The organism is Salinarimonas rosea DSM 21201 (assembly GCF_000429045.1).
In the GTDB taxonomy this organism is placed as follows: domain Bacteria; phylum Pseudomonadota; class Alphaproteobacteria; order Rhizobiales; family Beijerinckiaceae; genus Salinarimonas; species Salinarimonas rosea.
The window spans coordinates 139,912-163,761 of the sequence record NZ_KE386842.1 but is presented as its reverse complement, the minus strand read 5'-3'; the positions used below and the strand labels follow the sequence as shown (position 1 = coordinate 163,761).

Genomic DNA, 23,850 nt, shown 5'->3' with positions numbered 1-23,850 from the left:
GCGCGCCCTCAGACCTCGAAGTTGATCATCTTGCGCATCACGAGCACGCCGATGGTCATCCAGACGGCGCACACGCCGAGCACGATCTTGCCGAGCAGCGTGGTCCAGAGCAGGGAAATGTAGTCCGGGCTGGTGAAGAAGGTGATCAGCGCCACGCCGAAGGGCAGCGCTCCGATGATGGCGGCCGAGGTCTTCGCCTCCGTGCTCATGGCCTTGACCTTGTCCTGCATCTTCTTGCGATCGCGCAGGACGCGCGACAGGTTGCCGAGCGCCTCGGACAGGTTGCCGCCGGCCTTGGACTGGATGGTGATGACGATGGCGAAGAAGTTGGCCTCCGGCACCGGTACCCGCTGCGCCAGCTTGGTGATCGATTCCGACAGCGGCACGCCGACCGACTGCGACTCCATCACGAGCCGGAACTCGGAGCGCAGCGGCTCGCGCGCGTTGTAGGCGATCTCGCGCATGCAGTCGCCGAGCGGCAGGCCCGAGCGGATGCCGCGCACGATGATGTCGATGGCGTTCGGCAGCTCGGAGATGAAGCCGGCGATGCGCTTTTTCGTCAGGTAGGCCAGCGTCCAGCGCGGCACGCCGAAGGCGCCGGCGAAGCCGGCGAGGAGGGCGATCACGGGGGACGTCGTGCCCACGAAGGTCAGGAGCGCGAAGACGAGGCCGCACCCGGCGCTGGCGATCCAGAACTTCTTCGGGGCCCAGTCGAGGCCCGCCTGGGTCAGGCGCTGCTCGAGCGTGAGCTTGGCCTTGCTGCCCTTCGCGGCGGAATCGAGGTCCTTGAGGCTCTGCGCGATCTGCTCGCGGCGCGCGGCGGCGTTGACGCGCTCCATCCGCGCCTCGGGCGTGCGCATGACGAGCGTCTGCTGCCGCTTCTCGGCGCGGCGCTCGCCCGACAGGAGCGGGTAGAGGAAGACCCATGCGACCCCGCCCACCGCGACGGTGGCGAAGACGGCGACGGCGATCGCGTTCAGGTCCATGGCGCGCTTCCCCGGTTCATTCGGCGTCGCTCGGCTCGAGCTTGTCGAGGGCGGCGGCGAGCGCCGCCTCGCATCCGTAGTAGCGGGCGCGCTCCCAGAAGCGCGGGCGGCCGACGCCGGTGGAGCGGTGGCGCCCGATCAGCCGTCCGTTCGCGTCCTCGCCCATGATGTCGTAGACGACGACGTCCTGGGTGATGATCACGTCGCCCTCCATCCCGAGCACCTCGGTGATGTGCGTGATCCGCCGCGAGCCGTCGCGCAGGCGCGCGGCCTGGATGATGACGTCGATCGAGGAGACGATCATCTCGCGGATCGTGCGCGAGGGCAGGGCGAAGCCGCCCATGGTGATCATCGATTCGATACGCGACAGGCACTCGCGCGGGGAGTTGGCGTGCAGCGTCCCCATCGAGCCGTCGTGGCCGGTGTTCATGGCCTGGAGCAGGTCGAACGCCTCCGGTCCGCGCACCTCGCCGACGATGATCCGCTCGGGGCGCATGCGCAGGCAGTTGCGCACGAGGTCGCGCATGGTGATCTGGCCCTGGCCCTCGAGGTTGGGCGGGCGCGTCTCCAGGCGCACGACGTGCGGCTGCTGGAGCTGGAGCTCGGCGGCGTCCTCGCAGGTGATGATGCGCTCGTCGTGCTCGATGTAGTTCGTCAGGCAGTTGAGCAGCGTCGTCTTGCCCGAGCCCGTGCCGCCGGAGATGACGGTGTTGGCCCGCACCCGGCCGATGATCTTGAGGATGTCCGCCCCCGGCTGCGAGATCGCGCCGAAGCGCGTGAGCTGGTCGAGGGTGAGCTTGTCCTTCTTGAACTTGCGGATGGTGAGCGCCGGGCCGTCGAGCGAGAGCGGCGGCGCGATGACGTTGACGCGCGAGCCGTCCGGCAGGCGCGCGTCGCAGATCGGGCTCGATTCGTCGACGCGCCGGCCCACCTGGCTGACGATCCGCTGGCAGATGTTCATCAGCTGCTGGTTGTCGCGGAAGCGCACGTTGGTGAGCTGGATCTTGCCCGAGACCTCGATGTAGGCCTTGTTGGCGCCGTTCACCATGATGTCGGCGATGTCGTCGCGCGCCAGAAGCGGCTCCAGCGGCCCGTAGCCGAGCACGTCGTTGCAGATGTCCTCGAGCAGTTCCTCCTGCTCGGCGATGGAGAGCACGACGTTCTTGAGGGCGATGATCTCGTTGACGATGTCACGGATCTCCTCGCGCGCCGAATCGGCGTCGAGGCGCGAGAGCTGGGACAGGTCGATGGCCTCGATCAGGGCCCCGAACACCATGCTCTTGGTCTGGTAGTACTTGTCGGACTTCTGCCGCTCCTCCACCACGAGCGGCTTCTCGCGCACGGCCCGCGGCTCTAGCGAGGACGCGGGCACGTAGCCGGCCTCGGCGAGAACCGGGACCGGGCTCGGATGGGGCTCCGCCGCAGGCTGGGGCGCCGGGGCGGGGGCGGCGTGGATCGGGCGGGGAGCGGCGTCGCTCGCGGTCCCGGACGTCGATCGTTTGCCGAACATGCTGGTTCACTCTCCGGTTCGCCGCGTCGCCTCAGGAGGCTTTGCGGCGCACGATCTTCGACAGGAGCGGGTCGAGCAGGCTCGCCGCGCGCGCGCCCCGGCGCTCGGCGGGACGCCCGGCGATCGCCTGCGCCAGCTCGTCGAAGGCCTCCGCCGGCTTCGATCCCGGCTGGATCTCCGCCACCATCTGCCCGTTGTTCGCCGCCGTGCCGAAGAGCTGGGCGTCGAAGGGGATCGCGGCCGAGAGGGCCACGTCGAGCGCCTTGGCGAAGTCGGCCGCGGCGATCTCCGGGCGCTTGGCGAGGCTCGCCTGGTTGAGCACGACCCGCGGCGGGCGGTCGTTGGGCCGCGCCTGCCGCAGCAGGTCGACGAGGTTCTTGGCGTTGCGCAGCGAGGCGAGCTCGGGGGCGGCCACGACGACGACCTCGTCCGCACCGATCAGCACCCGGCGCGCCCAGGCGGTCCAGACGTGGGGCACGTCGAGCACGATCGCCGGCGTCGACGTGCGCAGGATGTCGATGATCTGGTCGAAGGCGGTCTCGGTGAGGTCGCAGGTGCGGTCGAGCACGGCGGGCGCCGTCAGCAGGCTGAGCCGGTCGGAGCACTTCGAGAGCAGCCGGTCGACCATGTTGGCGTCGAGCCGGTCGGGCGCGAAGATCGCCTCGGCGATGCCCTGCGGCGGGGCCTGGTTGAAGTCGAGCCCCGCCGTGCCGAAGGCGATGTCGAGGTCGACGATCACGGTGGCCATGGCGAGCTTGCGCGAGAACGACCAGCCGAGATTGTGCGCCACCGTCGAGGCGCCGACGCCGCCCTTGGCGCCGATCACGGCGACGGTACGCCCCACCGGCGGCGCGCCGGGGGTGGCGTAGAGGCCCGAGACCGCCCGGACGAGGTCGATCGGCTCGACCGGGGCGATGAGGTACTCGCTCACCCCGCGCCGGATCAGCTCGCGGTAGAAGCCCACGTCGTTGACGTGGCCGAGCACCATCACCTTGCTGCCCGCATCGCACACCTCCGAGAGCTGGTCGAGCTGGGCCAGGAAGTCCGGCTGCGAGGTCATGCGGGTCTCGAGCAGCACGACGTTGGGCGTCGGGGCCTGCGAGTAGGCGGCGACGGCGGCGGGGACGCCGCCGGTCTGGACGCGCACGTGCGCCTTGACCATCCGCCGGTCGGCGGCGGCGGCCTCCAGGGCCGCGGCCACCTCCGCGGTCTCGCAGAAGGCCTGCAGCGTGATGCGCGGGACCGGCGGGATCAGGTCGTCGCGCGGCGGGCTCTCGGTCATCGGTCGTGTTCCTCCCTCGACGGGCGCGCTCATTCGTTGCCGGTCGCCGGCGAGGTCGCCTCGCGGACCGCCCGGATGTCGGGCAGGCGAGCCTGGACGTCCGACGGGGTCCGGGTGCGGCCGCGCACCAGGTCGACCGGATCCGCCGTCTGGGCGGCGACGTTGGCCTGCGTGGCGCAGCCGAGATTCCAGTAGGGCTCGTTGCGCAGGTTGAAGGCCGCGTCCGACACGCCGAGATCCTGCGGCCAGAGCCCGCAGCGGCTCTGCACCCGCGCCTGCAGCGCGCGGTAGGACAGCCGGATCGCCGCCGCGAGGCTCGGATCGCCCGGGCGGTAGGTCGTGAGCGAGAGGTAGGTCGCCGGCACGCCGGACTCGGCGAGCGTCGCGCGCACCGCGTCGAGGGTGCGGCGCGTGCCGACCTCGTCGCCGCCCTGCGGCACCTGCACGTGCAGCGCGCCGCTGCCGCCCTGGCGATAGCCTTCGGCGAAGGCGGCGACGTCGGTGCGCTGGCGCCGGTCGAGCCCGACACCGCGCACGATCACGTCGAGCACCTCCGGCGCCTGCTGGAGCGCGATCGGGTGGCGCTCGCGGTAGTCGTGCGGATAGGCCGTCGAGCCGGTCTGGATCACGCGGTCGGCGCAGGCGCCGAGCGTCGCGGCGACCCCGGCGACGAGCGCGAGGCGGGCGAGCCTGCCGGTGCGGGTCCGGGTGCTGGCGGAAATCATGCGGGCCATCTCTCGTCGTGGTCCTCTGGTGAGGCGTCCTCTCGCGGGGCGAGGACCCGGTCAGTCCGCGATGAAGCCGAAGGTGCCGCGCAGGCCGACCGGGTCGGCCGCCTCGACGGTGCCGTAGAGCCGGTTGAGCCGCCCGAGCAGGATGGCCTGCGGGTCGTAGGCGTCGACGAAGCCGTCGTCGGGCCGCGCCACCTCGGAGGGCTCCATCGCCTGGGCGATGAGCGGCGTGACCAGGATCATCAGCTCGGTCTCGCGACGGTCGTAGGCCTGGGAGCGGAACAGCGTGCCGATGATCGGCAGGTTGAGCAGCCCCGGCATGCCCGAGACCCGCCGGTCGACGCGCGAGGAGATCAGGCCCGCGGTCATGATGGTCGAGCCGGAGGCGAGCTCGAGGCTCGTCGCCGATTCGCGGGTCTTGAAGCCGGGATAGGTGGCGCCGTCGATCTGGATCGAGTTGCCGCCGTCGAGCTCGCGCACCCGCGTCGCCACCTGCAGCGAGATGCGCCCGCTCGAGAGCACGACCGGCGTGAAGGAGAGGTTCACGCCGAAGTCGAGGAGCTCGATCGCGCAGGTCCGGTCGACGCCGGTGCCCGAGCAGGTGCGGATCGGGATCTCGCCGCCGGCCTGGAAGTCCGCCGTCTCGCCGGAGATCGCGACGAGCGTCGGCTCGGCCAGCACGCGCAGCAGCCCGGCGCTCTCGAAGGCGTTGAGCGTCGCCTGCAGGCTGAAGCCGGCGGCCTGGAGCCCGGCCCGCACCGTGCCGTTCGCGCCGGTGGTCGCGAGGCTGATGCCTTCGTCGACCGCGATCGGGGTCGGGGCCCATCCCGCGGTCGTGTCGATGCCGAAGCGCTTGAGCACCGAGCGCTCCACCTCGACCACGGTGACGCGCAGCATCACCTGGTCCTCGCCGCCCACCGTGAGCGAGTTCACGACGGCGCCCGTCGCCCCCGCGCTCGCGCCCACGAAGGCGTTGGCGATGTCGACGGCGCGCTGGGCGTCGAGGTTCGAATCGACCTCGCCGGTGAGCAGGATCGAATCGCCCGCCGCCCGCACGTCGATCCGCCCGGTGGGGATCGAGCCGCGCAGGGTCTGGCGCAGGGCCTGGAGGTCGCGGCCGACGTCGACGTCGAGCGAGGCGATCTGGCGGCCCTCGGCGTCGAAGGCGAAGACCGAGGTCGCGCCGGGCGCCTGGCCGATGAGGAAGATCTTGCGGGCCGAGCGCACCACCGCGTTCGCGACCGCGGGGTTCGCGACGAAGACCTCGCGGGCGTCCGCCGGCAGCTCGACGATCACCGACTTGCCGACCGCGACGTCGACGCGCCGCGAGATCGCGCCCTCGCCGGCGGCGATGCGCACGATCGGCGCGGTGGGCGGCTGGGCCGGGTGCGCGCCCGGCGCGTTCGGGTTCCAGTCGACGGCGGCCGCGGGCGGCGCGCCGGCGACGAGCGTCGCGGCGAGCGCGATCGCCGAGGCGACGCCGAGGAAGCCGGCGCGGCGGGCGGAGCGGGGCGGGGCGGGGGCGTTCTGGGCGGGGGCGCGGGTCATCCTGCCTCTCCTCACGGGATCGGGGTCGGCATGGAGACGCCGAAGCGCACGATGTCGAGGCTGCCGAGCTGCTCCTCGACGACCTCCTCCTCCACTGCCACCGCGGTCGGGGCGGCGTCGGCGAGGCTGCGCAGCGCGAGCGAGAGCTGGCCGGTGCGCTGTGCGAGCGTGATCGCCTCCGCCTGGCTCGGCGTCAGCTCGAGGGTCGCGTGCTCGCCGTCGACGAAGGAATTGCCCTGCTCGTCGACCTGGACGTTCTTGCCGATGGCGAGGATGCGCACGTTGCGCAGGATCGTCTCCGACACCAGCACGTCGCCGCCGCCCTGCTGGGAGGCGCTCTCGTTGCGGAAGGTGCGGATGATGTCGACCCGGTCGTTGGGCAGGACGAAGCCGCCCGCCGAGCTCGAGCCGCGCGAATCGATCGAGATCGAGACGGCCCGCATGCCCGCGGGCAGGATCGCCGACATGAAGCCGCCGGCGTCGGAGCGGATGAGGCGCTCGAGCCGGATCGGCTCGCCGGCGAGGATGCTCTGGCGCGCCATGGCGCCGGCGGCGGCCTCGATGCCGGCGTCGCGGGTGATCAGGCCCTCCGGCACGGCGTTGGCCGGCCAGTCCTGCCAACGCAGGTCCTGCTCCGAAAGCGTCTGCCCCATCGGGATGGGCGCCGCGGCGACGAGGATCGCCGTGGTCTCGACCCGAGGCGCGGCGACGACCTGGACCTGCGGCGGAGGCGGCGGGTCGCCGCGCATCAGCAGCATCGCGCCCGCACCGGCCGCCAATGCGAGTCCGAGGACTGCCAGTTGTGCTCGCTTCATGGTTCGACGTCCCGAACGCTACGGAGGGTCTCGTGCGTCGGATGTCACCAGCGAATCGTCAAATTATGGTTAAGGGACCTTTTCGAAGGCTCCGCGTCGCGGCGTCGACGGCTCCCGATCAGGCGCCGATCGCGAGGCGCCAGGCTGCGCTCTGCGGCAGCGCGACGAAGGCGCCGGCGGCGATGGCGATGCCGTAGGGGACGCCGACGTCCTTGCTGCGCAAACGAGCGAGCCAGGGCCACCCGTCCACCGCCGCGGGGACCGGGACCGCCCGCAGGGCGACGATCGCCAGCGTGAGGACGCCGCCCGCCATCGCGGTCGCGAAGAGGAATCCGCCCACGTCGGATGCGCCGAACCACACGGCGGCGGCGGCGATCAGCTTCGCGTCGCCTCCGCCGATCAGGCCGAGCGCGAACAGCGCGAAGGTGCCGGCGAGGACCGCGAGGCCCACTCCCAGGTGAAGCCCGATCTGTGCGAGCTCCAGCCCCGCGAGCGGGGCGAAGGGCAGGAAGGCCGCGACCAGCAGCAGGCTGATGCGGTTGGGGATGCGCATCGTGCGCGCGTCGCAGAGCGCGGCGACGCCGAGGAGGCCGACGAAGCCGGCGAGGAGGGCGAGGGCGATCTGTTGCGACACGGGAGGAGGCCTCTCGCTACTCGATGAGCATCATGTCTTGCGCCGAATCCTCGAAGGTGTCGGCGATGAGCTGGAACGCGACGTTCATCGGGTCCTCGAGGAGGGAGAACGTCGCGAGCAGGATCATGGCCATCACCGCGGCGATCAGCGCGTACTCGATGGCGGTCGCCCCGCGTTCGTCCGCGAGGAAGCCCGCGCGCGCGCCGATCTTCGACGATGACGGCATGGCGCGGGCTCCCTGGTGAGCCGGCCGAGGAACGGCTCGGCCGCGGTACGAAGCGGCCGAACGCTCGGCCGAGGCGATGCGGCCCCGCGCGGACTGCGCCGCGCCGAAGCCGGGGGACGATCAGTCGATCGTGTCCGCGCTGCCGGCGGCGTTCAGCTGGTCGGCGATCGTCTGGAACGCGTCGTTCATCGGGGTCTCGATGAGGTTGAACACGGCGAGCAGCAGGACCGCCATCACGGCGGCGATGAGGGCGTACTCGATCGCGGTGGCGCCGGACTCGTCCTTGACGAAGCGCTTGAAGAGGTTGGTCATGGTGTGCTCCTGTACGACTGTGCTTCGACGCGCGCCCCGGCTTTCTCGCTTCTGGAACCGAGCGGCGATGAGGGCACCCTACGCGCCACCTCTTGCCAGCCGGTTAAGCCGGTGAAGCATTCCCAAAGATACCGCCAGTGTCTTTCCGATGGTTAATCTTTTCTGATCCGCCCTGTTTTGCGTCATCGGCCTAAAAATTTGTGCCGCTGTGAGATTGTGGTAGTAGAAATTGGTGAATAGGCGTTCACACCAGTGTATTCCTGCCGCCTATTCTGTCGCGAAGCGGGGCGCGTCGAGGCGCGGTGGCGTAGCGGCATGCCCGGCGCGAGGAACAGCACGGCTTCGCCACAAGTCGTTCCGGCCGGATTAGGCGATTGTTCACCATTTTCGGCTGTCCTTGCGGCCGTGCTAGCCTTCATCCGCCGGTTCCCGACCGGCGTCGCAGGAAGAGACCTGGATCATGCGCATCCGCCCCGTCCGCGCCATCGCCCCGGCACTCGCGGCCACGATCGCCGTCGGCCTCGGCCTGTTTCTCGTGCCGGACGTCCGCGCGCAGGAGGACGAGGACGCCGTCGTGAGCGACGATCCGGATCGCCCGCGGGTCGAGCGCCCGGATGCGCCGGGCGTGCCGCCGGGCGTCGCCCCCGGCATCGTGGCGCCGCGCATCGTCGCCATCACGCGTCCCATCGACGAGCCCCGCACGCCCGCCGCGACGCCGCCTGCCGGCGCTCCGCAGGCCGATGCACCCGCTCCCGCCGGCGGGCCGCGCGAGACGCTCACGGTCTTCCTCGATCACGCCAAGGTCATCCGCCTCCCGGAGCGGACCCAGACCGTGATCGTCGGCAATCCCTTCATCGCGGACGTGACGGTGCAGCGCAACGGCATCCTCGTCGTCACCGGCAAGGCCTACGGCGCCACGAACCTGATCGCGCTCGACGCGCAGGGCCTCCTGCTCGCCGAGAGCATGGTGAGCGTCCAGGCGCCGCTCGAGGATTCGGTCGTCGTCGTGCAGCGCGGGCTCGACCGCGAGAGCTATTCCTGCACGCCCGACTGCCAGCCCTCGCTCAGGCTCGGCGATTCGGACGGCTATTTCGGCGCGGTCGGCGGCCAGGCCACCCAGCGCGCGGGCTTCGCCACGCAGGTGCGCTGAAGCGGCGGCGGGAGATCGCGCGCGCTCAGGCCTCGCCGATCGCCGGCTCGTCGGTCATGCCGGCGAGCACCTCGGCGACGTGGCGCACCTTCACGTTTCGTCCCTCCCGCTGCAGCCTGCCGGCCATGTTCATCAGGCAGCCGAGGTCGCCGGCGAGCAGCGTCGGCGCGCCGGACGCGACGATGTTCTTCGTCTTCTGCTCGACGATCGCGGAGGAGATCTCGCCGTACTTCACGGCGAAGGTGCCGCCGAAGCCGCAGCAGACGTCGGTGTCCGCCATCTCGACGAGCTCGAGCCCGTCGACGCTCGCCAGCAGCTTGCGCGGCTGCGCCTTGACGCCGAGCTCGCGCAGGCCCGCGCAGCTGTCGTGGTAGGTCACCGCCCCGTCGAAGGAGGCCTCGACGCGGGTGACGCCGAGCACGTCGGTGAGGAAGGAGACGAGCTCGTGCGTCTTCGCCGCGAGCGCATGCGCCTTGGGAGCCCAGTTCGGGTCGTCGGAGAACAGCTCGGGGTAGTGCGCCTTGATCTGCCCGGCGCAGGAGCCCGAGGGCGCGACCACGAAGTCGAAGCGCGAGAACTCCCGGATGGTCTGCTCCGCGAGGGCGCGGGCGGTGGCGCGGTCGCCCGAGTTGAAGGCCGGCTGGCCGCAGCAGGTCTGCGCGGGCACCTCGACGACGCAGCCCGCATCCTCGAGCAGCTTCACCGCGGCGAAGCCGACGGAGGGGCGCATCAGGTCGACGAGGCAGGTGACGAACAGGCCGACGCGCGGCGCGCGCGGGGGGCGGGGCGTGGCTTGCGGCATCGGGGCTCCTCTTCGCGGGGGGCATTGTCCCGCCCGCGGCCCGCACGTCAAGCGCGACCCATCGCGGACTGGGCGACCGCCTCGATGCGAGAGCCCGTCGGCCGGCAGCGGGACTGGCGGCGGGGACCGCGACGGCACGCCGCATCGGCGCCGCCGCCGGTAGCCGGCGCATCGTCGCGTCGCGGGGGGGCGGGTCCCTCAGGCGGCGAGATAGCCGCCGTCCACGGGGACGATCGCGCCATGAACGTAGGAGGCGTCCGGCGAGAGCAGGAAGCCGATCACGCGGGCGATCTCGATCGGCTCGGCCCAGCGGCCGAGCGGGATGCGCGCCTGGATTCGCGGCCCGCGGATCGGGTCCGCCTTCGCCCGCGCCGAAATGCGGGTGTCGACCCAGCCGGGAGCGACCGCGTTGACCCGCACCCCGCGCCCGCCCCAGGCGACGGCGAGCGAGCGGGTCATCGCGGCCACCGCTCCCTTGCTCGTCCCGTAGGCCGGGGCGGCCGCGTTGCCGAACCAGCTCCACATCGAGGCGATGTTGACCACGGACCCGCCGGCCCGCTCGAGGGCGGGCAGGGCGTCCGTGGCCATGGCGAAGCTCCCGCCGACATTGACCGCCATCACCGCGTCGAAGGCGGCGCTCTCCCACTCCGCCTCGAAGCGGATGACGCCGGCGGCGTTGACGAGGGCGTCGAGCGCAGAGACCCGTGCGAGCACCGCCGCACGCGCCGTGGCGTCCGTCACGTCGCAGGTCACGAACTCGACCGTGGGATCCAAGGCATCGTCCCGTTCCAGGCCCGCGGCGATCACCGTCCACCCGGCCGACGCGAGGTGCTCGGCGACCGCGCGCCCGATCCCGGTACCGCCGCCCGTCACGATCGCCGTGCGCGGGCGCGCGCCCGTGCTCCCTGCGGGGTCGTCGCGGGTCATGGCAGGAGGGCCTCGTCGTCCAGCGCCCGCATCGCCCGCACGAGGTCGGCGGCCGAGAGGGAGCGCTCGTAATTCGAGGCGTAGGGCGCCGTCAGCGAGATCTCGGCGATCTTCAGGAGATCGGCTTCGTCGACGAGGCCGAAGGCGGCGAGCGAGGTCGGCAGCCCGATCCGCCGGAAGAAGCCGGCGAGGTCGAGGATCTCGTCGCGCGTCCCCTGCCCCGCGGCGAGCTGGACGAGCGTCCCGAGCGCGACCATCTCGCCGTGGAGCAGCGTCGCCAGGCGCGGGTCGGCCGAGAAGCCGCGCACCATCGAATGGGCGATCGACAGCCCGCCGCTCTCGAAGGCGAGGCCGCTCAGGAGGATCGCGGCCTCGACGACGCGCTCGAAGGCGGGATCGCCGGCGGATGCCGCCATGGCCGCCTCGCCGTCGGTGCGCAGGATGTCGTGCGCGCGCCCCACGATCGCACGGGTCAGCTCCGTCGGCGTGCCGCCGAAGAAGTTGCGCCCGCCGCCCGCGAGCGCGCCCGCGAGCTCGAACGGCTTCGACATCGCGTCCCCGATCCCGGCGGCGAGGAAACGCCGCGGCGCGCCGGCGACGACGGCGGTGTCGACGACGACGAAGGCCGGGTTCGTGGCCATGTGGCGCACGCCCGCCACCGCGTGATCGGGCGTGTAGACCACCGCGATATGGCTCGTCGGGCTGTCGTTCGAGGCGATGGTCGGCACGATCCCGACCGGCCGTCCGGTGAGGATCGCCGCGCCCTTCGCCGTGTCGATGGCCTTTCCGCCGCCGATCCCGAGGATGATCTGCGCGTCGCCGACATCGGCCGCCCGGGCGTCGATCTCGGCTGCGGTGCACTCGCCGCCGAACGGCAGCAGGGCCGCGCCCGGCAGGACCCGCGCGATCGTCTCCGCGAGCAGATCGCGGGCGACGGGATCGATCACCACGGCGACCGGGCCGCCGCCCAGGCGCGCCACCTCGGCGCCGAGCTCCGCCGCCGCGCCCGGTCCCTGCACGTAGCGCTGCGGCGCGCCGAAGATCCTGTAGCTCATGGGGTCATCCCTTGACGGCGCCGGCGGTGAGGCCCTGCACGAAGTAGCGGGACAGCATCACGAAGGCCGCGAACAGCGGCAGCGCGATCAGCGTCGAGCCCGCCATGATGTCGCCCCAGCGCAGGTCGAACGCGCCGATCATCGAGGCGAGGCCGAGCGGAACGGTCTTGTTCGCGTCCGAGCCGATCATAACGAGGGCGAAGGTGTAGTCGGTCCAGGACAGCAGGAACGCGAAGATGGCGACGGTGACGAGCCCGGGCACCGACAGCGGCAGCACGACGCGCAGGAAGGCGCCGAGCCTGGTGCAGCCGTCGACCATCGCCGCCTCCTCGAGCTCGAAGGGCATCGCCTTGAAGAAGCCCCACAGGAACCAGACGCCGAGCGGCATGGTCATGGTCAGGTGGGAGATCACGAGGGAGAGGAGCGTGTCGTTGAGCCCGACCAGCGCGAACATCGTGTAGAGCGGGATAGCCAGCAGCAGCGGCGGGAACATGTAGGCGTAGAGCATGCCCGCCACGATGGCCTTCTTGCCGCGGATGCGCTGGCGCGTCACGCCGTAGGCGATCATGACCGACAGCACCATCGTGATCGCCACCGTCGCCAGCGCGACGACGAGACTGTTGAGGAATTGCTGCGGGTAGTCCGTCTGGGCCAGGAGGCTGTAGTAGTATTGCAGCGTCAGCCGCGACGGGACCAGCGACGGTGCCGTCAGCATCTCCTGCGTCGGGCGCAGCGAGGAGGAGATCATCCAGTAGATCGGGAAGGCGCTGTAGAGCGCGATCGCGGCGGCCGCGAGGTAGATCGCGGCGCTGGCGAAGGGGCTGCGTCGCCCGGTCGAGCCGGTCGTCATGCGTCGTCCTCCATCGGAAAGGCGCGGAAGTAGAGGAACACGGCCAGGGACAGGAACAGGAACGAGATCGTGGCGATCGCCGCGCCGGCGCCGATGTCGAACAGCGCGAAGGCCGTGCGGTAGGACAGGATCGGCAGGTGCTCCGTCGCGCCGATCGGCCCGCCGCCGGTGGTCAGCCAGATCACGTCGAACTTGTTGAACATCCACACCCCGCGCAGGAGGATGATGACCGTGAGGATCGGCCGCAGCACCGGCAGGGTGACGTGGAAGAAGCGGCGCACGGGTCCGGCCCCGTCGACCCGGGCGGCCTCGTAGAGCTGGGACGGCACCGTCTGCAGCGCGGCGAGGAACGTCGTCGTCACGAAGGGCGTCCACAGCCACACCGAGATCAGGATCACCGACCACATGGCCGCGCTCTCGGTCTCGAACCAGTAGATCGGGGGCAGGCCGAGATCGTCCATCAGGATGGTGACGATGCCGAGCGAGCCGTCCACCATCCACTTGAAGGTCAGGACGGCGATGACCGTCGGCAGGAGGTAGGGCAGGAAGGCGAGGCCGCGCACCAGCGCCCGGCCGCGGAAGGGCTGGTGGAGAATGAGGGCGAAGCCGATCCCGAGCACGACCTGCAGCACGATCGACACGCCCGCGTAGACGATGCCGTTGACGAGCGCGTTCCAGAACTCCGCGCGGGAGAGCACGTCCGCGTATTTCGCCAGCCCCACGAAGACCGGCTCCGAGGTGAGCGAGGTCATGTGGTAGAAGCTGAGCGACACGGCGTAGAGCGCCGGGCCGACGATCAGCACGAGGGTCGCGATCGCACCCACGGCCAGGAAGGTCGGCAGCATCCATCGGGTCATGGCGAGCCTGCTCGAAGAGTGGGAAGCCCCGGGGAGCGCGGTCGCCCCCCGGGGATGATCGTCGCGGGACGGCTCAGCCGACGAGCTCGCGCATGCGTGCCGCGGCGCGATCGACCGCCTCCGCGGAGGACAGCCCGCGGATCAGCTTGTCCTGCAGCATCTCCGGCATGACGAAGGCCTCGAACACCTTGCCGGGGCGCGTGTCGGGGTGCGGCCCCTGGGTGTCGATCGACGTCACGAGCATCGAGTCGTCGGACACCATCCGCCGCATCGTCTCGATCTGGCCGCTGTACTTGCTGATCAGCGGGTTGGAGCGCCACTGGTCGTTGTCGTAGATGTCGAGCCGCGTCGGCTGGAAATGCACCGGTGCGGTGTGCAGGAAGTCGATCAGGCGGTCGGTCGTGAGCCAGCGCATGAAGTCCATCGCGCGGCCGGTGTTGTCGGTGTTGAGCACCACCCAGCCGTCGTAGCCGTGGCTGACGGCCTTGCGCTGGCCGCTCTGGTCCATGTACGGCATGATGTCGAGCTGCTCGGCGACGGCGGGATTGTCGCGCTCCGCCGCTTCGAGCACGCGCCCGGCATAGGGTCCGTGGGCGATCGTGCCGCCGACGATGTTGGAGAGCACGGTGGCGTAGTCCGCCTGGATCGCGCCCGGCGGCATGGTCGGGTACAGCCGCTCCATGAAGTCGAGATACGCGGCGGCCTTCGGCTTCATGGTCTCGTTGTCGAGGACGACGTTCCAGGCGTCGTCGAACAGCTCGACGCCTTCCGCCCACATGAAGGCGAAGGACATCCAGTTCGTCGCGCCGTTCGAGCCGATCGGGAACAGGCAGCCCTTCTGGCGCCCGTCGACCGTCGCCTCGCAATTGGCGACGAACCCGTCCCAGGTGTCCGGCACCGTCAGCCCGTGCTTCTCGTAGAGATCCTTGCGGTAGTAGATCACCGAGAGATTGTAGTCGAACGGGTACCAGTAGACCTTCCCGTCGACCGGGAAGAGGATGTTGTTGCCCCACTCGTAGGGGTCCGTCAGCTCGTTCAGCGGCACGATGTGACCCTCGTCCGCGAGCAGCAGCACGTGGCCGACGAAGCCGACATTGGCGATGTCGTAGGGCGTGCCGCTGCGGATGCCGTTGGTGATCTTCGTGAAGGCCTCGCCGAGCGGGACGGAGTCGACGACGACCTCGACGCCGGTCTGGGCCTCGTATTCCGCCTTGATGCGATCGAAGAAGGCCAGGGTGTCGCGGCCGGTCTCGCAGTTCAGGAAGCGGATGGGACGTCCGCCCTGCGCCCGCAGCGCCGGTGCGGCGACGCCGGTCATCGCGAGGCCGAGGCCGAGCGCGCTCGCGCCCTGCAGAACCCGGCGGCGCGTGACGAGACCCGTTTTCGTGATGTCGGTCATGGTTTCCTCCCCTTCTGTCGGGCGATGGTTCGATTACGCCCGTGTCGATCGATCCCCTGCGTCCGAGGCCGACGGCAGTCGCTCCTCGGTGACGGGATCGAACAGGTGAATAGCGGCCGGATCCGCCGAGACGTGCACCGTGGCGCCGGCGCGGATGTCGTCTCGACGGCCGAGCATGACGCGCATGCCCATCTCGCCGACGCCTCCGACGAGGAGCGTCTGCGAGCCGAGCTGCTCGACCGCGCGGACGGACAGCGGGACGCCCCGGTCGACCAGCTCGAGCGCCTCGGGGCGCACCCCGGCGACGACGCGCCCGTCCCTCGCCCCGTCCGGCGCCGGCAGAGTCGCCCCGCCGTCGAGGCGCACGAGCCCGCCTGCGATCTCGGCCTGGAAGAGATTCATCTCGGGCGAGCCGATGAAGCCGGCCACGAAGACGTTCTGCGGGCGGTCGTAGACCTCGAGCGGCGCGCCGATCTGCTGCACGCGGCCGTCGCGCATGATCACGATCCGGTCCGCGAGGGTCATCGCCTCGGTCTGATCGTGCGTCACGTAGATCATCGCCTTGCCGATGCGCTTCTGCAGGAGGGCGATCTCCTCGCGCATCCGCACCCGCAGCTTGGCGTCGAGGTTCGACAGGGGCTCGTCGAGCAGGAAGACGGCGGGATCGCGCACCAGCGCCCGCCCGAGCGCGACGCGCTGCATCTGCCCGCCGGAGAGCTGCCGCGGCTTGCGGTCGAGGAGATGCGTGATCCCGAGCATCTCGGCCGCCGCCTCGACGCGCTCGGCCGCGAGGGCGGGCTCGACGCCGCGCATCTTCAGGCCGAACGTCATGTTGGCGCGGATCGTTTTGTGCGGGTAGAGCGCGTAGTTCTGGAACACCATCGCGATGTCGCGATCCTTCGGCTCCAGGCTCGTGACGTCGCGCCCGCCGATCAGGAGCGTGCCGGACGTGATGGTCTCGAGCCCCGCGACCATCCGCAGCGTCGTCGACTTGCCGCAGCCCGACGGGCCGAGCAGCACGATCAGCTCGCCCCGGGCGATGTCGAGGCTCACCTCCTCCACCGCGGTGACGCTCCCGTAGGTCTTGCGTATGGTCCTCAGGCTGACCTCGGCCATCAGGTCGCTCCTCTGGTCGCGGCGACGATGCGATGGTTGACGGGGGTGAGCGCGTCCTTGGCGGCGCGGTAGATCGCGACCCCCTCCTCGTGGCCCCGCCGGTTCGCGCGGTTCGGCTCGCGGATCGCCTCGACCGAGACGACGGCCGCCGCCGCCTCCGTGTCGGCGAAGGCGCCCACGCCGATGCCGGCGAGCAGCGCCGCGCCGAAGGAGGCGTCCGCCTGGCGCGGCAGCTCGATCACCAGCCCCGTCACGTCGGCGATGATCTGCTGCCAGAGGAGGCTGCGCGTGCCGCCGCCGACCAGACGGGCGGTCGCAAAGCCCATCCCGCGGGCCTCGAGAACGTCGAGGCAGTCGCGCAGGCTGTAGGCGACGCCCTCGTAGAGCGCACGGACGAAGTGCCCCGGGCCGTGGGCGAAGCCGAGCCCGACATAGGCGGCCCGCAGATCCGGATCCCAGTACGGGCTGCGCTCCCCGTTCAGGTAGGGGTGGAAGACGAGCCCGTCGCTTCCGGCGGGTACCCCGCGCGCCGCCTCGTCCATGCCGTCGAAGCCCAGCGAGGCGAACAGGCTGTCGCGCAGCCACCGGTGCGCCGAGGCGCAGGAATTGGTGCCGAGGATGGCGTAGCAGTGGCCCGGGACGAGATGAGGATAGTGGATCACGTCCTCGGAGAAGGCCGGCTGCGCCGTCAGCGTCGACACCGTCGCCGCGGTGGCGAGCTTGAGCGCGCCCATGCCCGGGCGGGTCATGCCGCCGCAGAACGTCTCCGCGTTGGTGTCCGACGTGCCGCAGACCACGGGCGTGCCCGCGGCGAGGCCGGTCTCGGCGGCGGCCGTTGCGGTCACGCGTCCGGTGGTCGTGTGGGAGGCGACGATCGGCGGCAGGGCCGCCGGATCGAGGCCGGCGAGCGCGCACAGCTCCGCCGACCAGCCGCCCGAGCCCGCGTCCGCCAGCATCAGGCCCCAGGCGTCCGTCAGGTCCGTGGCGTCGCTGCCGTCGAGCCGGCGCCGCAGCCAGTCCTTGGCGGGACGGATGCGGCGGATCCGGGCGAAGAGCGCCGGCTCGTTCTCGCGCACCCAGACCAGCTGCGGCAGCGTCCAGGTCGCGCTGACCCGGTTGCCCGAGAGCTCGAGGATGCGCGGCCCCGCCGCCTCGCGGAGCGCCGCGACCTGCGCGCCGGAGCGCTGGTCGTTCCACATGATCGCGGGCCGCAGAACGCGCCCCTCCGCGTCCTCGAGCACGTGGGTATGCGCTCCGGCCGTGACGGAGATCGCGGCGATGCTGTCCGGCCGGACGCCCTCGCGCAGGAGCGCGCCGACGCTCGCCACGAGGGCGTGCCACCAGCCCTCCGGAGCCTGCTCGCTGAAGCCGGGATGCGGCGTCAGGGTCTCGACCGGCGCCGAGGCCGTCGCGTGGACCCGTCCCGAGGCGTCGATCGCCGTCGCCTTCAGCGATCCCGCACCGAGGTCGATGCCGAGGAGGAGCGCCTCAGGCATGGTCGCCCCGGTCGCGATAGGGGTCCACCGCATCCGGACGGGCCGGAAGCCCGAGCTTGCCGGGGTTGAACAGGTTGGCGGGATCGATCGCCTGCTTGATCGCGCGCAGCACGTCCATGCCGACCCCGAGCTCCTCGTCCATCCAGGGCCCGCGGAACAGCCCGCTGCCGTGGTGGTGGGCGATGGAGCCGTCGTGCGCGAGCGTCTCGCCTTCGAGCAGCTGCCAGAGCCGTGCATGCAGCGGCAGCGCCTCCGCCTGCGGCATCGGGGGCAGGCGCACGGTCATGTACTGGCAGACGCCCTCCGCATAGACGTGGGACCAGTGGGCGCTGAAGTGCGCCTGGGGGTGGATCGCCGCGACGCCCGACGCGATCGCGTCGTAGAGCGCCGCCGCCCTCGACCAGTTCACCGTCACCTCGATCGTGTCGTTGTAGTAGCCGCGGTCCTGCCAGAGCTTGCTGATCGAATCGTAGCGCTTGGCCCGCCATTCCTCGAAGGGACGGTGCTCGGTCTCGACCGCGTCGGCCTCCGCGGCGAAGGCCCGCACCAGAGCCGCCTCGGCGGCGACGAGCGAGGCCTCCCCGCACAGCACGATGTTCGCCATCACGGGCCGCTCGCCGAAGGCGGCGATGCCCTCCGTCCGCGCCGCGGTCTCGCGCTCGTCGTAGAGGCGCACGAGGCGCGGATGCAGGCCCGCCTGCATGATGCGCCGGGCGAGCCCGAGCGCCGAGGGTCGATCCGGCAGCGCGAGGACGAGAACCTCCTCGGCCTCCGGCAGCGCCCAGAGCCGCAGCGTCAGCTCCGTGATGATGGCGAGCGTTCCCTCGTTGCCCACGACGATGTCGCGGATCGAGGGGCCGGTGGCCCGCTTCGGCAGCGGACGCACCCGGAGCAGCCGTCCGTCGGGCAGCACCGCCTCGAGGCCGACCACGATGTCCTCGATCTTGCCGTACCGGCTCGACTCCTGGCCGCCGCCGCGACAGGCGGCCCAGCCCCCGACCGTGGAGATGGTGAGCGACTGCGGCAGGTGGCCCGCCGTGTAGCCGAGCGCGTTCAGCTCCGCCTCGAAGGCGCCGCCGTTCATGCCCGCCTCGACGCGCACGAGCCCGTTCTCGCGGTCGATCTCGAGAATGCGGCACATCCGCTGCAGGTCGACCAGGATCTCGCCGCCGAGCGGGATCGTCCCGCCGAGCACGCCCGAGCCGGAGCCGTAGGGGATCAGCGGGAGCCCCAGCTCCGCCGCCCGGGCCACGACCCGGCGCAGCTCCTGCGTGTCGGCAGGACGGACGACGAGGCTCGGCAAGGTGCCGACCAGCGCTCCCTCGCGGGCCCGGAAGTTGGCGTAGGGCAGCTTGTCGTGTGCGTAGCGCCTGCGCTCCTCCGGGGCCGTCAGCACGTGCTCCGCGCCGACGATCTCCGCAAAGCCTGCGATCGGCTCGTTCCTGCTCACCGCGGTCCCTCCTGTTCTGCTGCGCCGGTCGCGCCGCCTGGCGATCGCGACCGGCGCGGTCGCTGTGCATGCGCTCGCGCTGGCTTTCGCCGCTGAGCAAACGTTTGTGCAAACAGAAACGCAGAAGCCGGCGGGGGAGTCAACCGCCTTTCATCGCGGTGGTGATGTGGATTCGCGCAAGACCAGCTTGCCGGGAGGCAGCATCAATGTCTCCGAGGCCTCGGCGGGCCCGTCGTCCGCCCCCGGCTCGAGGCGCCGGAGCAGCAGCCTCACCGCGCGCGCGCCCATCTCGGCGGACGGAAGCTCGACGGTCGTGATCGCCGGGTAGACGACCCGCGCGAGGAGGTCGTCGTGCATGGTGACGACCGAGACGTCGCCCGGAACGTCGAGCCCGTGGCCGTGCAGGCGCGCGATCGCGGCCGCGCCGGTGAGCAGCGTCGCCGCGTGGATCGCCGTGACGCCGCGCGCCAGCAGGGCGTCCACCGCGGCAGGAACGCGGGCGGGATCGTAGCCCGCCTCGGCGACGAGGTCGGGATCCGGCGCCAGCCCGGCGGCGCGCATCGCGTCCTCCCAGCCCCGGCGCCGCGCATCGCCGTTGAAGCGCCCGAGCCGGCCGGCGAGATGCCCGATCCGCCGATGGCCGAGCGCGGCGAGATGCGCGACGCCGATGGCGCTCGCGGCGCGCGTGTCGAGCGCGACGCAGGAGCCGCCGCCCGTGAGCCTCCGGTTGATCACCACGTGGGGCTGGCCGATCGCGGCGATGCTCTGGCGCAGAGTCTCGTCCTCGTCGAAGCTCGCGATCACCACGCCCTCGACGAGGCTCGACTGGGAGACGCGCTCGAGGACACCCGCCGCCGATCCCTCCCGGCCGTAGGCGACGAGAAGCACGTATCCGCGCGCCCGTGCCTCCTCCTCCGCCCCGAGGATGGCGGCCGAGAACACCGGGTTCTCGATCTGCGGCACCACGATGAGAAGCGTCCGCGACCGCGCCGTCTTCAGCGCCCGGGCGAGCGGGTTCGCGCGGTAGTTCAGGCGCTCGGCCGCCTCCAGGATGCGCGCCCGCGTCTCCTGCCGCACGCGCACGTCGGCGGCGTTCTTCAGGACGCGCGAGACCGTGGAGGCGTCCACGCCGGCTTCCCGAGCCACATCGCGCAGCGTCGCGTTGTGAAGGGGAGGCGTGTCCGATGCTCGCGTATCCATGATCCGTCGCGGCGCGATGAGGGCGGACCAGATGTCACCACCCCGCGCGACGCGTCAAGCGCCGCTGCGGCGACGGCGGTCCGGGTCGATCGCGATCGGCTGCGGGCGGCGCGTCGAACGCCGCGCGCGTGTGCGCCGTCGTCCCCAGAGCGACGTCCTTCGTCTCGGCGAACGGACCGTCCAGACGCAGGGATGCGATGCCGGGTAGATCCGCACGGGCGGATCGTCTGCGGCTCGGTTGTGGACCGGAACTCACGATGGCCTCGTCTCGGCGCGATTCGGGCGGTAGACATACTGCGCATCGCTCGCCGGATCGCGCATGGACGGATGGCGGCGAGCACGAAAGGACGGCGTCCGGGGCGCGCCGGTGCCGGAGGACGAGAGCCCATGCCCGTGAAGCCCACCGCCGTCGTCACGTGCACGAACCCGCCCGCGGAGCAGCTGCCCGACGGGCTCTCGGCCGAGGTCTACGGCTTCACGCCGGGCTCGGTCGCCGTTCCGCCGGCGAGCACCTATCTCCTGAGCATCCATCTCGGCGCGCCCGTCCCGGCGAGCGGCCGGGCCGATGGCGAGGCACGCGACGTCCTGCAGCGGGAGGGCGACATCGACGTCCTGCCGCCGGGCGTGCCCGGATACTGGGAGGACGAGGTCTCCGCACGCGCCCTCGCCGTGCGGCTGCCGGCGGCCTTCGTCGCGCGTGCCGCACGGCGTCTCGGGCGCGTGCCGCGCCGCATGACGATCCGGCCGCGGTTTCAGCTGCGCGACGCCGCGCTGGCGCATTGCGGTCTCGCCCTCGCGAGCGAGATCGAGGCCGGCCGCCCGGGCGGCGCGCATCTCGCCGCCGCCCTGTGCGAGGCCCTCGCGCTCAGGCTCGTCTGCGCCTGCGGCGAGGAGGCGCCCGCCGACCGGGGCGCCGGCGCGGCGCTCTCCCCCGCACGCATGGCGCAGCTCGTCGCCTATGTCGACGCGCGGCTCGACGAGCCGCTGACCGTGAGGCGCCTCGCCGCCGTCGCCGCCTCGAGCGAATCGCATTTCAAGCCGGCCTTCCGGAACGCGTGCGGCGAGCCGGCGCACCGGTGGCTCATGCGCCGGCGGGTCGAGCGCGCCACGGCGCTGATCCACGACGGTCTCCCCCTGGCGGAGGTCGCCGCGGCGACGGGATTCTCGCACCAGAGCCACATGGCCCGCTGGACACGGCGCCTCCTCGGGCGTGCGCCGGCCGAGATCGCCCGGGACGCGGCGCGGTCGACGGCGAGCCGCGCGCCGGTGACCGCCGCCCCGCGACCCTCTGCCTGAGGCGCAGGCCGGGCGCGCCATCGCCTCAGGCAGAGGGTGCGCCGCATGCCGCTGCCGGGACGGCTCGTCGCGACGCGGCCGGAGGGTCGCAAAGCCCGGCGCCCGGCGCTCGGCGGTCGCGCGTGGAGGGCGGCGGCGTGCTCGACCGCGCCGCCTGCGAAACACCCGAACCGAACGCCGCCGCCGAGCGTTCGGACGCGGGCGACCCACGCCCGGCGAGCCCTCGAGGAGCGATGTCGCGGCGAAACGACACGATCGATTTCTGGCGTGGCCTGGTCCTCGTCACCATCACGATCAACCATGTTCCGGGCAATCTTCTGGAGCACCTGACCCATCGCAACATCGGCTTCTCCGATGCAGCGGAAGCCTTCGTCTTCATCTCCGGGCTGGCGCTCGCCATCATCTACGGCCCCCGCGTCGCCCGCGAGGGCGCCTGGCCGACCACGCGCCGCAACCTCGCGCGCGCGCTCGAGCTCTACCGCACGCATCTCGCCCTGACCGCCTTCGCCATCGTCGCGTTCGCGGCCCTCGCCCTGCTCACCGGCGCGGAGGAGCTGCTCTCGGCGCACGGGCGAGCGCCGCTCTTCGAGCACACGCCCGAGGCGCTCGTCGGTCTCGTCGCGCTCACCTACCAGATCGGCTACTTCAACATCCTGCCGCTCTACGTCGTCCTGATGCTGGCGGCGCCGCTGCTCTTCCTGGTCGCGCGGCGCTTCGGCCCGTGGTGGATGCTCGGCGTCTCGTTCGCGGCCTACGTCGCCGGACGGGCCCTGCCGCTCGATCTTCCGTCCTGGCCGGAGGGGGCGGGGGGCTGGTTCTTCGATCCCGTCACCTGGCAGTTCCTGTTCGCGCTCGGAATGGCGGCCGGGCTGCGCTGGCGCGGCGACGCACCCCCGCGCTCGCCCGCCGTGATCGGCGCCAGCGCCGCGATCGTCGCACTCGCCTGGATCGTCGTGACCGAAGCCTTCGGCGCGCTTCCCGGGCTGCGCGGAGCGGTGATGCCCCACCTCGACCTCGGCAAGACCGAGCTCGGCCTGGGCCGGATCCTCCATGCCGCCGCGCTCGCCTATCTCCTCGTCGTCCTGCGTGTCGCCGACGCCGCCGGCCAGGGGGCGATCGGCGCCGAGCTGAAGCGGCTCGGCCGTCACGGGCTCCCGGTCTTCGTCGCGGGCTCGATGCTGGCCGCCCTCGGCCAGGCGCTGACGATCGTCGCGGCGGAGAACCGTCTCGATGGCGTGGAGGTGATCGCGATGCTATACACGCTCGCCTCGATCGGCTTCCTCGTCCTCATGGCGCGCGCCCGCGAATGGTCCTCCTCCGCCTCTTCCGCCGCGGCGCTGCCGGAGGCGGCGCGGTCGCCCCTGGCGCCCGCACCGGTGCCCCTCGCGTCGCGGTCCTCGCGCTCGCAGCTGCCCTGATCCTCCCGGCGCCGGTCGTCGCCTCCCCCTGCGCCGACGTCGCCGCGATCACGCGTCCGGAGACCCTGCCGCGCCTCGACGGGAAGCCGGCCGAGACCGGCTACCGGGTGCTGGCGATCGGCTCCTCCTCGACCTTCGGAACCGGCGCGACCTCGCCGCGCGAGGCCTATCCGGCCCGTCTCGAAGCGATCCTGCGCGAGCGCGCGGCGCGCCGCGACGTCGTCGTGGTCAATGCCGGCGTCCCCGGAGAGACCGCCGAGGCGACGCTCGAGCGTCTCGCGGCCATTCTCGCCGCCGAGCGCTTCGACCTCGCCATATGGCAGGTGGGAACGAACGACGCGCTGCGCGGCGTGCCCGAGGCGGAGCTCGCCGCACGGCTCGACCGCGGCGTGGCACTGGCGCACGACGCCGGAATCCCTCTTCTCGTCGTCGACCCGCAGTTCTTTCCGGCCATTCCCGACCGGGTGGCCTACGAGCGCGCGGTGAGGCTCGTCGGACGCCTCGCCGAGGCGCGCGGGGTGGCGGTCCTGCGCCGCTACGACGTCATGCGGGCCTGGGCGGATCGCTCGGACGAGCACCTCGCGTCCATGCTCGCGGGCGACCGCTTCCACATGAGCGATGCCGGCTATGCGTGCCTCGCCGAGCTCGCGGCCGACGCGCTCGTCGCGGCCACGGGGCGGAGCGCGTCCGCGGAGTGACGGGTCGTGCATCCCGCCGCCTCTCGCGCGGTCGGGGAGGTTCGCGGGTCGCGCCGGCGCGAGGGCCGGGAGCCGCTCCGGCACCTGCGCTC

23 protein-coding genes are annotated in these 23,850 nt (G+C 71.8%); 4 read left to right on the top strand and 19 right to left on the bottom strand.

What is annotated here, in order from left to right; translation table 11 throughout:
* Positions 1-8 precede the first annotated feature (8 nt).
* From G407_RS0124065 to G407_RS0124025, 9 genes are all read right to left on the bottom strand, one after another.
* Positions 9-986 (bottom strand): type II secretion system F family protein, encoded by a 978-nt coding sequence (locus tag G407_RS0124065; RefSeq protein ID WP_029032859.1) that lies wholly within the window; start codon positions 984-986, stop codon positions 9-11.
* Between the two features lie 16 nt (positions 987-1,002).
* A complete protein-coding gene (locus G407_RS0124060; protein WP_029032858.1) occupies positions 1,003-2,496 on the bottom strand; it encodes a TadA family conjugal transfer-associated ATPase in 1,494 nt (497 codons plus the stop codon).
* A gap of 31 nt (positions 2,497-2,527) precedes the next feature.
* Entirely contained in the window at positions 2,528-3,778 is a 1,251-nt protein-coding gene (locus G407_RS0124055; RefSeq protein ID WP_029032857.1) for a CpaE/TadZ family protein, read from the bottom strand.
* A gap of 29 nt (positions 3,779-3,807) precedes the next feature.
* Positions 3,808-4,503, bottom strand: coding sequence for a CpaD family pilus assembly protein (locus G407_RS29810; RefSeq protein ID WP_084327785.1), 696 nt, complete (start codon positions 4,501-4,503; stop codon positions 3,808-3,810).
* A gap of 60 nt (positions 4,504-4,563) precedes the next feature.
* Entirely contained in the window at positions 4,564-6,057 is a 1,494-nt protein-coding gene (locus G407_RS0124045) for a type II and III secretion system protein family protein (RefSeq protein WP_029032856.1), read from the bottom strand.
* An 11-nt stretch (positions 6,058-6,068) separates the two neighbouring features.
* On the bottom strand, positions 6,069-6,872 hold the full coding sequence (gene cpaB, locus G407_RS0124040; protein ID WP_029032855.1) for a Flp pilus assembly protein CpaB: 804 nt from the start codon (positions 6,870-6,872) through the stop codon (positions 6,069-6,071).
* A gap of 118 nt (positions 6,873-6,990) precedes the next feature.
* Entirely contained in the window at positions 6,991-7,506 is a 516-nt protein-coding gene (locus G407_RS0124035) for an A24 family peptidase (RefSeq protein ID WP_029032854.1), read from the bottom strand.
* A 16-nt stretch (positions 7,507-7,522) separates the two neighbouring features.
* On the bottom strand, positions 7,523-7,732 hold the full coding sequence (locus G407_RS0124030; protein ID WP_029032853.1) for a Flp family type IVb pilin: 210 nt from the start codon (positions 7,730-7,732) through the stop codon (positions 7,523-7,525).
* 120 nt (positions 7,733-7,852) lie between these two features.
* Positions 7,853-8,044: a Flp family type IVb pilin gene (locus G407_RS0124025; protein ID WP_029032852.1), complete on the bottom strand. Its 192-nt coding sequence runs from the start codon at positions 8,042-8,044 to the stop codon at positions 7,853-7,855.
* A 685-nt stretch (positions 8,045-8,729) separates the two neighbouring features.
* Here G407_RS0124025 and G407_RS32690 point away from each other — a divergent pair.
* Positions 8,730-9,194, top strand: a complete 465-nt coding sequence (locus G407_RS32690) for a pilus assembly protein N-terminal domain-containing protein (protein ID WP_425337524.1) — start codon at positions 8,730-8,732, stop codon at positions 9,192-9,194.
* 25 nt (positions 9,195-9,219) lie between these two features.
* On the opposite strand, the gene G407_RS0124015 is transcribed toward G407_RS32690, so the two are convergent.
* The 10 genes from G407_RS0124015 to G407_RS29795 all read right to left on the bottom strand — a co-directional run bounded on the left by G407_RS0124015 (position 9,220) and on the right by G407_RS29795 (position 20,346).
* Entirely contained in the window at positions 9,220-9,996 is a 777-nt protein-coding gene (locus G407_RS0124015) for a (Fe-S)-binding protein (RefSeq protein WP_029032851.1), read from the bottom strand.
* Positions 9,997-10,194: 198 nt separating this feature from the next.
* Positions 10,195-10,923, bottom strand: coding sequence for an SDR family NAD(P)-dependent oxidoreductase (locus tag G407_RS0124010; RefSeq protein WP_052341835.1), 729 nt, complete (start codon positions 10,921-10,923; stop codon positions 10,195-10,197).
* The gene (locus G407_RS0124005; protein WP_029032849.1) at positions 10,920-11,978 is read right to left on the bottom strand and encodes a glycerol dehydrogenase; all 1,059 of its coding nucleotides are present in this window, start codon (positions 11,976-11,978) and stop codon (positions 10,920-10,922) included. The genes G407_RS0124010 and G407_RS0124005 overlap by 4 nt, the downstream gene beginning before the upstream one ends.
* A 4-nt stretch (positions 11,979-11,982) precedes the next feature.
* Positions 11,983-12,828 carry a carbohydrate ABC transporter permease gene (locus G407_RS0124000; protein WP_029032848.1) on the bottom strand — a complete coding sequence of 282 codons (846 nt, stop codon included), beginning with the start codon at positions 12,826-12,828 and terminating at the stop codon, positions 11,983-11,985.
* On the bottom strand, positions 12,825-13,685 hold the full coding sequence (locus tag G407_RS0123995) for a carbohydrate ABC transporter permease (protein WP_043540461.1): 861 nt from the start codon (positions 13,683-13,685) through the stop codon (positions 12,825-12,827). Before G407_RS0123995 ends, G407_RS0124000 begins: the two co-directional genes overlap by 4 nt.
* 73 nt (positions 13,686-13,758) lie before the next feature.
* Positions 13,759-15,084, bottom strand: a complete 1,326-nt coding sequence (locus tag G407_RS0123990) for an ABC transporter substrate-binding protein (protein WP_043540460.1) — start codon at positions 15,082-15,084, stop codon at positions 13,759-13,761.
* 33 nt (positions 15,085-15,117) lie between these two features.
* Positions 15,118-16,200, bottom strand: a complete 1,083-nt coding sequence (locus G407_RS0123985; protein WP_029032845.1) for an ABC transporter ATP-binding protein — start codon at positions 16,198-16,200, stop codon at positions 15,118-15,120.
* On the bottom strand, positions 16,200-17,696 hold the full coding sequence (locus G407_RS0123980; protein ID WP_043540459.1) for a xylulokinase: 1,497 nt from the start codon (positions 17,694-17,696) through the stop codon (positions 16,200-16,202). The genes G407_RS0123985 and G407_RS0123980 overlap by 1 nt, the downstream gene beginning before the upstream one ends.
* Complete coding sequence (locus tag G407_RS29800) at positions 17,689-19,146, bottom strand: FAD-binding oxidoreductase (protein WP_052341834.1); 1,458 nt, start codon at positions 19,144-19,146, stop codon at positions 17,689-17,691. Before G407_RS29800 ends, G407_RS0123980 begins: the two co-directional genes overlap by 8 nt.
* A gap of 150 nt (positions 19,147-19,296) precedes the next feature.
* Entirely contained in the window at positions 19,297-20,346 is a 1,050-nt protein-coding gene (locus G407_RS29795) for a LacI family DNA-binding transcriptional regulator (protein WP_084327776.1), read from the bottom strand.
* 387 nt (positions 20,347-20,733) lie between these two features.
* Here G407_RS29795 and G407_RS29790 point away from each other — a divergent pair, with 387 nt between their 5' ends.
* The 3 genes from G407_RS29790 (at position 20,734) to G407_RS29780 (ending at position 23,758) form a co-directional block, all read left to right on the top strand.
* A complete protein-coding gene (locus G407_RS29790) occupies positions 20,734-21,642 on the top strand; it encodes a helix-turn-helix transcriptional regulator (RefSeq protein WP_052341832.1) in 909 nt (302 codons plus the stop codon).
* Positions 21,643-21,875: 233 nt separating this feature from the next.
* A complete protein-coding gene (locus G407_RS29785) occupies positions 21,876-23,060 on the top strand; it encodes an OpgC family protein (protein WP_052341831.1) in 1,185 nt (394 codons plus the stop codon).
* Positions 22,949-23,758, top strand: a complete 810-nt coding sequence (locus tag G407_RS29780; protein WP_052341830.1) for an SGNH/GDSL hydrolase family protein — start codon at positions 22,949-22,951, stop codon at positions 23,756-23,758. The genes G407_RS29785 and G407_RS29780 overlap by 112 nt, the downstream gene beginning before the upstream one ends.
* Positions 23,759-23,850 lie beyond the last annotated feature (92 nt).

What these genes read in the sequence shown, in the direction of transcription:
- G407_RS0124065 (WP_029032859.1), bottom strand. Translation starts at nt 986, where the DNA reads ATGGACCTGAACGCGATCGCCGTCGCCGTCTTCGCCACCGTCGCGGTG.
- G407_RS0124060 (WP_029032858.1), bottom strand. Translation starts at nt 2,496, where the DNA reads ATGTTCGGCAAACGATCGACGTCCGGGACCGCGAGCGACGCCGCTCCC.
- G407_RS0124055 (WP_029032857.1), bottom strand. Translation starts at nt 3,778, where the DNA reads ATGACCGAGAGCCCGCCGCGCGACGACCTGATCCCGCCGGTCCCGCGC.
- G407_RS29810 (WP_084327785.1), bottom strand. Translation starts at nt 4,503, where the DNA reads ATGATTTCCGCCAGCACCCGGACCCGCACCGGCAGGCTCGCCCGCCTC.
- G407_RS0124045 (WP_029032856.1), bottom strand. Translation starts at nt 6,057, where the DNA reads ATGACCCGCGCCCCCGCCCAGAACGCCCCCGCCCCGCCCCGCTCCGCC.
- cpaB (WP_029032855.1), bottom strand. Translation starts at nt 6,872, where the DNA reads ATGAAGCGAGCACAACTGGCAGTCCTCGGACTCGCATTGGCGGCCGGT.
- G407_RS0124030 (WP_029032853.1), bottom strand. Translation starts at nt 7,732, where the DNA reads ATGCCGTCATCGTCGAAGATCGGCGCGCGCGCGGGCTTCCTCGCGGAC.
- G407_RS0124025 (WP_029032852.1), bottom strand. Translation starts at nt 8,044, where the DNA reads ATGACCAACCTCTTCAAGCGCTTCGTCAAGGACGAGTCCGGCGCCACC.
- G407_RS0124015 (WP_029032851.1), bottom strand. Translation starts at nt 9,996, where the DNA reads ATGCCGCAAGCCACGCCCCGCCCCCCGCGCGCGCCGCGCGTCGGCCTG.
- G407_RS0124010 (WP_052341835.1), bottom strand. Translation starts at nt 10,923, where the DNA reads ATGACCCGCGACGACCCCGCAGGGAGCACGGGCGCGCGCCCGCGCACG.
- G407_RS0124005 (WP_029032849.1), bottom strand. Translation starts at nt 11,978, where the DNA reads ATGAGCTACAGGATCTTCGGCGCGCCGCAGCGCTACGTGCAGGGACCG.
- G407_RS0124000 (WP_029032848.1), bottom strand. Translation starts at nt 12,828, where the DNA reads ATGACGACCGGCTCGACCGGGCGACGCAGCCCCTTCGCCAGCGCCGCG.
- G407_RS0123995 (WP_043540461.1), bottom strand. Translation starts at nt 13,685, where the DNA reads ATGACCCGATGGATGCTGCCGACCTTCCTGGCCGTGGGTGCGATCGCG.
- G407_RS0123990 (WP_043540460.1), bottom strand. Translation starts at nt 15,084, where the DNA reads ATGACCGACATCACGAAAACGGGTCTCGTCACGCGCCGCCGGGTTCTG.
- G407_RS0123985 (WP_029032845.1), bottom strand. Translation starts at nt 16,200, where the DNA reads ATGGCCGAGGTCAGCCTGAGGACCATACGCAAGACCTACGGGAGCGTC.
- G407_RS0123980 (WP_043540459.1), bottom strand. Translation starts at nt 17,696, where the DNA reads ATGCCTGAGGCGCTCCTCCTCGGCATCGACCTCGGTGCGGGATCGCTG.
- G407_RS29795 (WP_084327776.1), bottom strand. Translation starts at nt 20,346, where the DNA reads ATGGATACGCGAGCATCGGACACGCCTCCCCTTCACAACGCGACGCTG.
- G407_RS29790 (WP_052341832.1), top strand. Translation starts at nt 20,734, where the DNA reads ATGCCCGTGAAGCCCACCGCCGTCGTCACGTGCACGAACCCGCCCGCG.
- G407_RS29785 (WP_052341831.1), top strand. Translation starts at nt 21,876, where the DNA reads ATGTCGCGGCGAAACGACACGATCGATTTCTGGCGTGGCCTGGTCCTC.
- G407_RS29780 (WP_052341830.1), top strand. Translation starts at nt 22,949, where the DNA reads ATGGTCCTCCTCCGCCTCTTCCGCCGCGGCGCTGCCGGAGGCGGCGCG.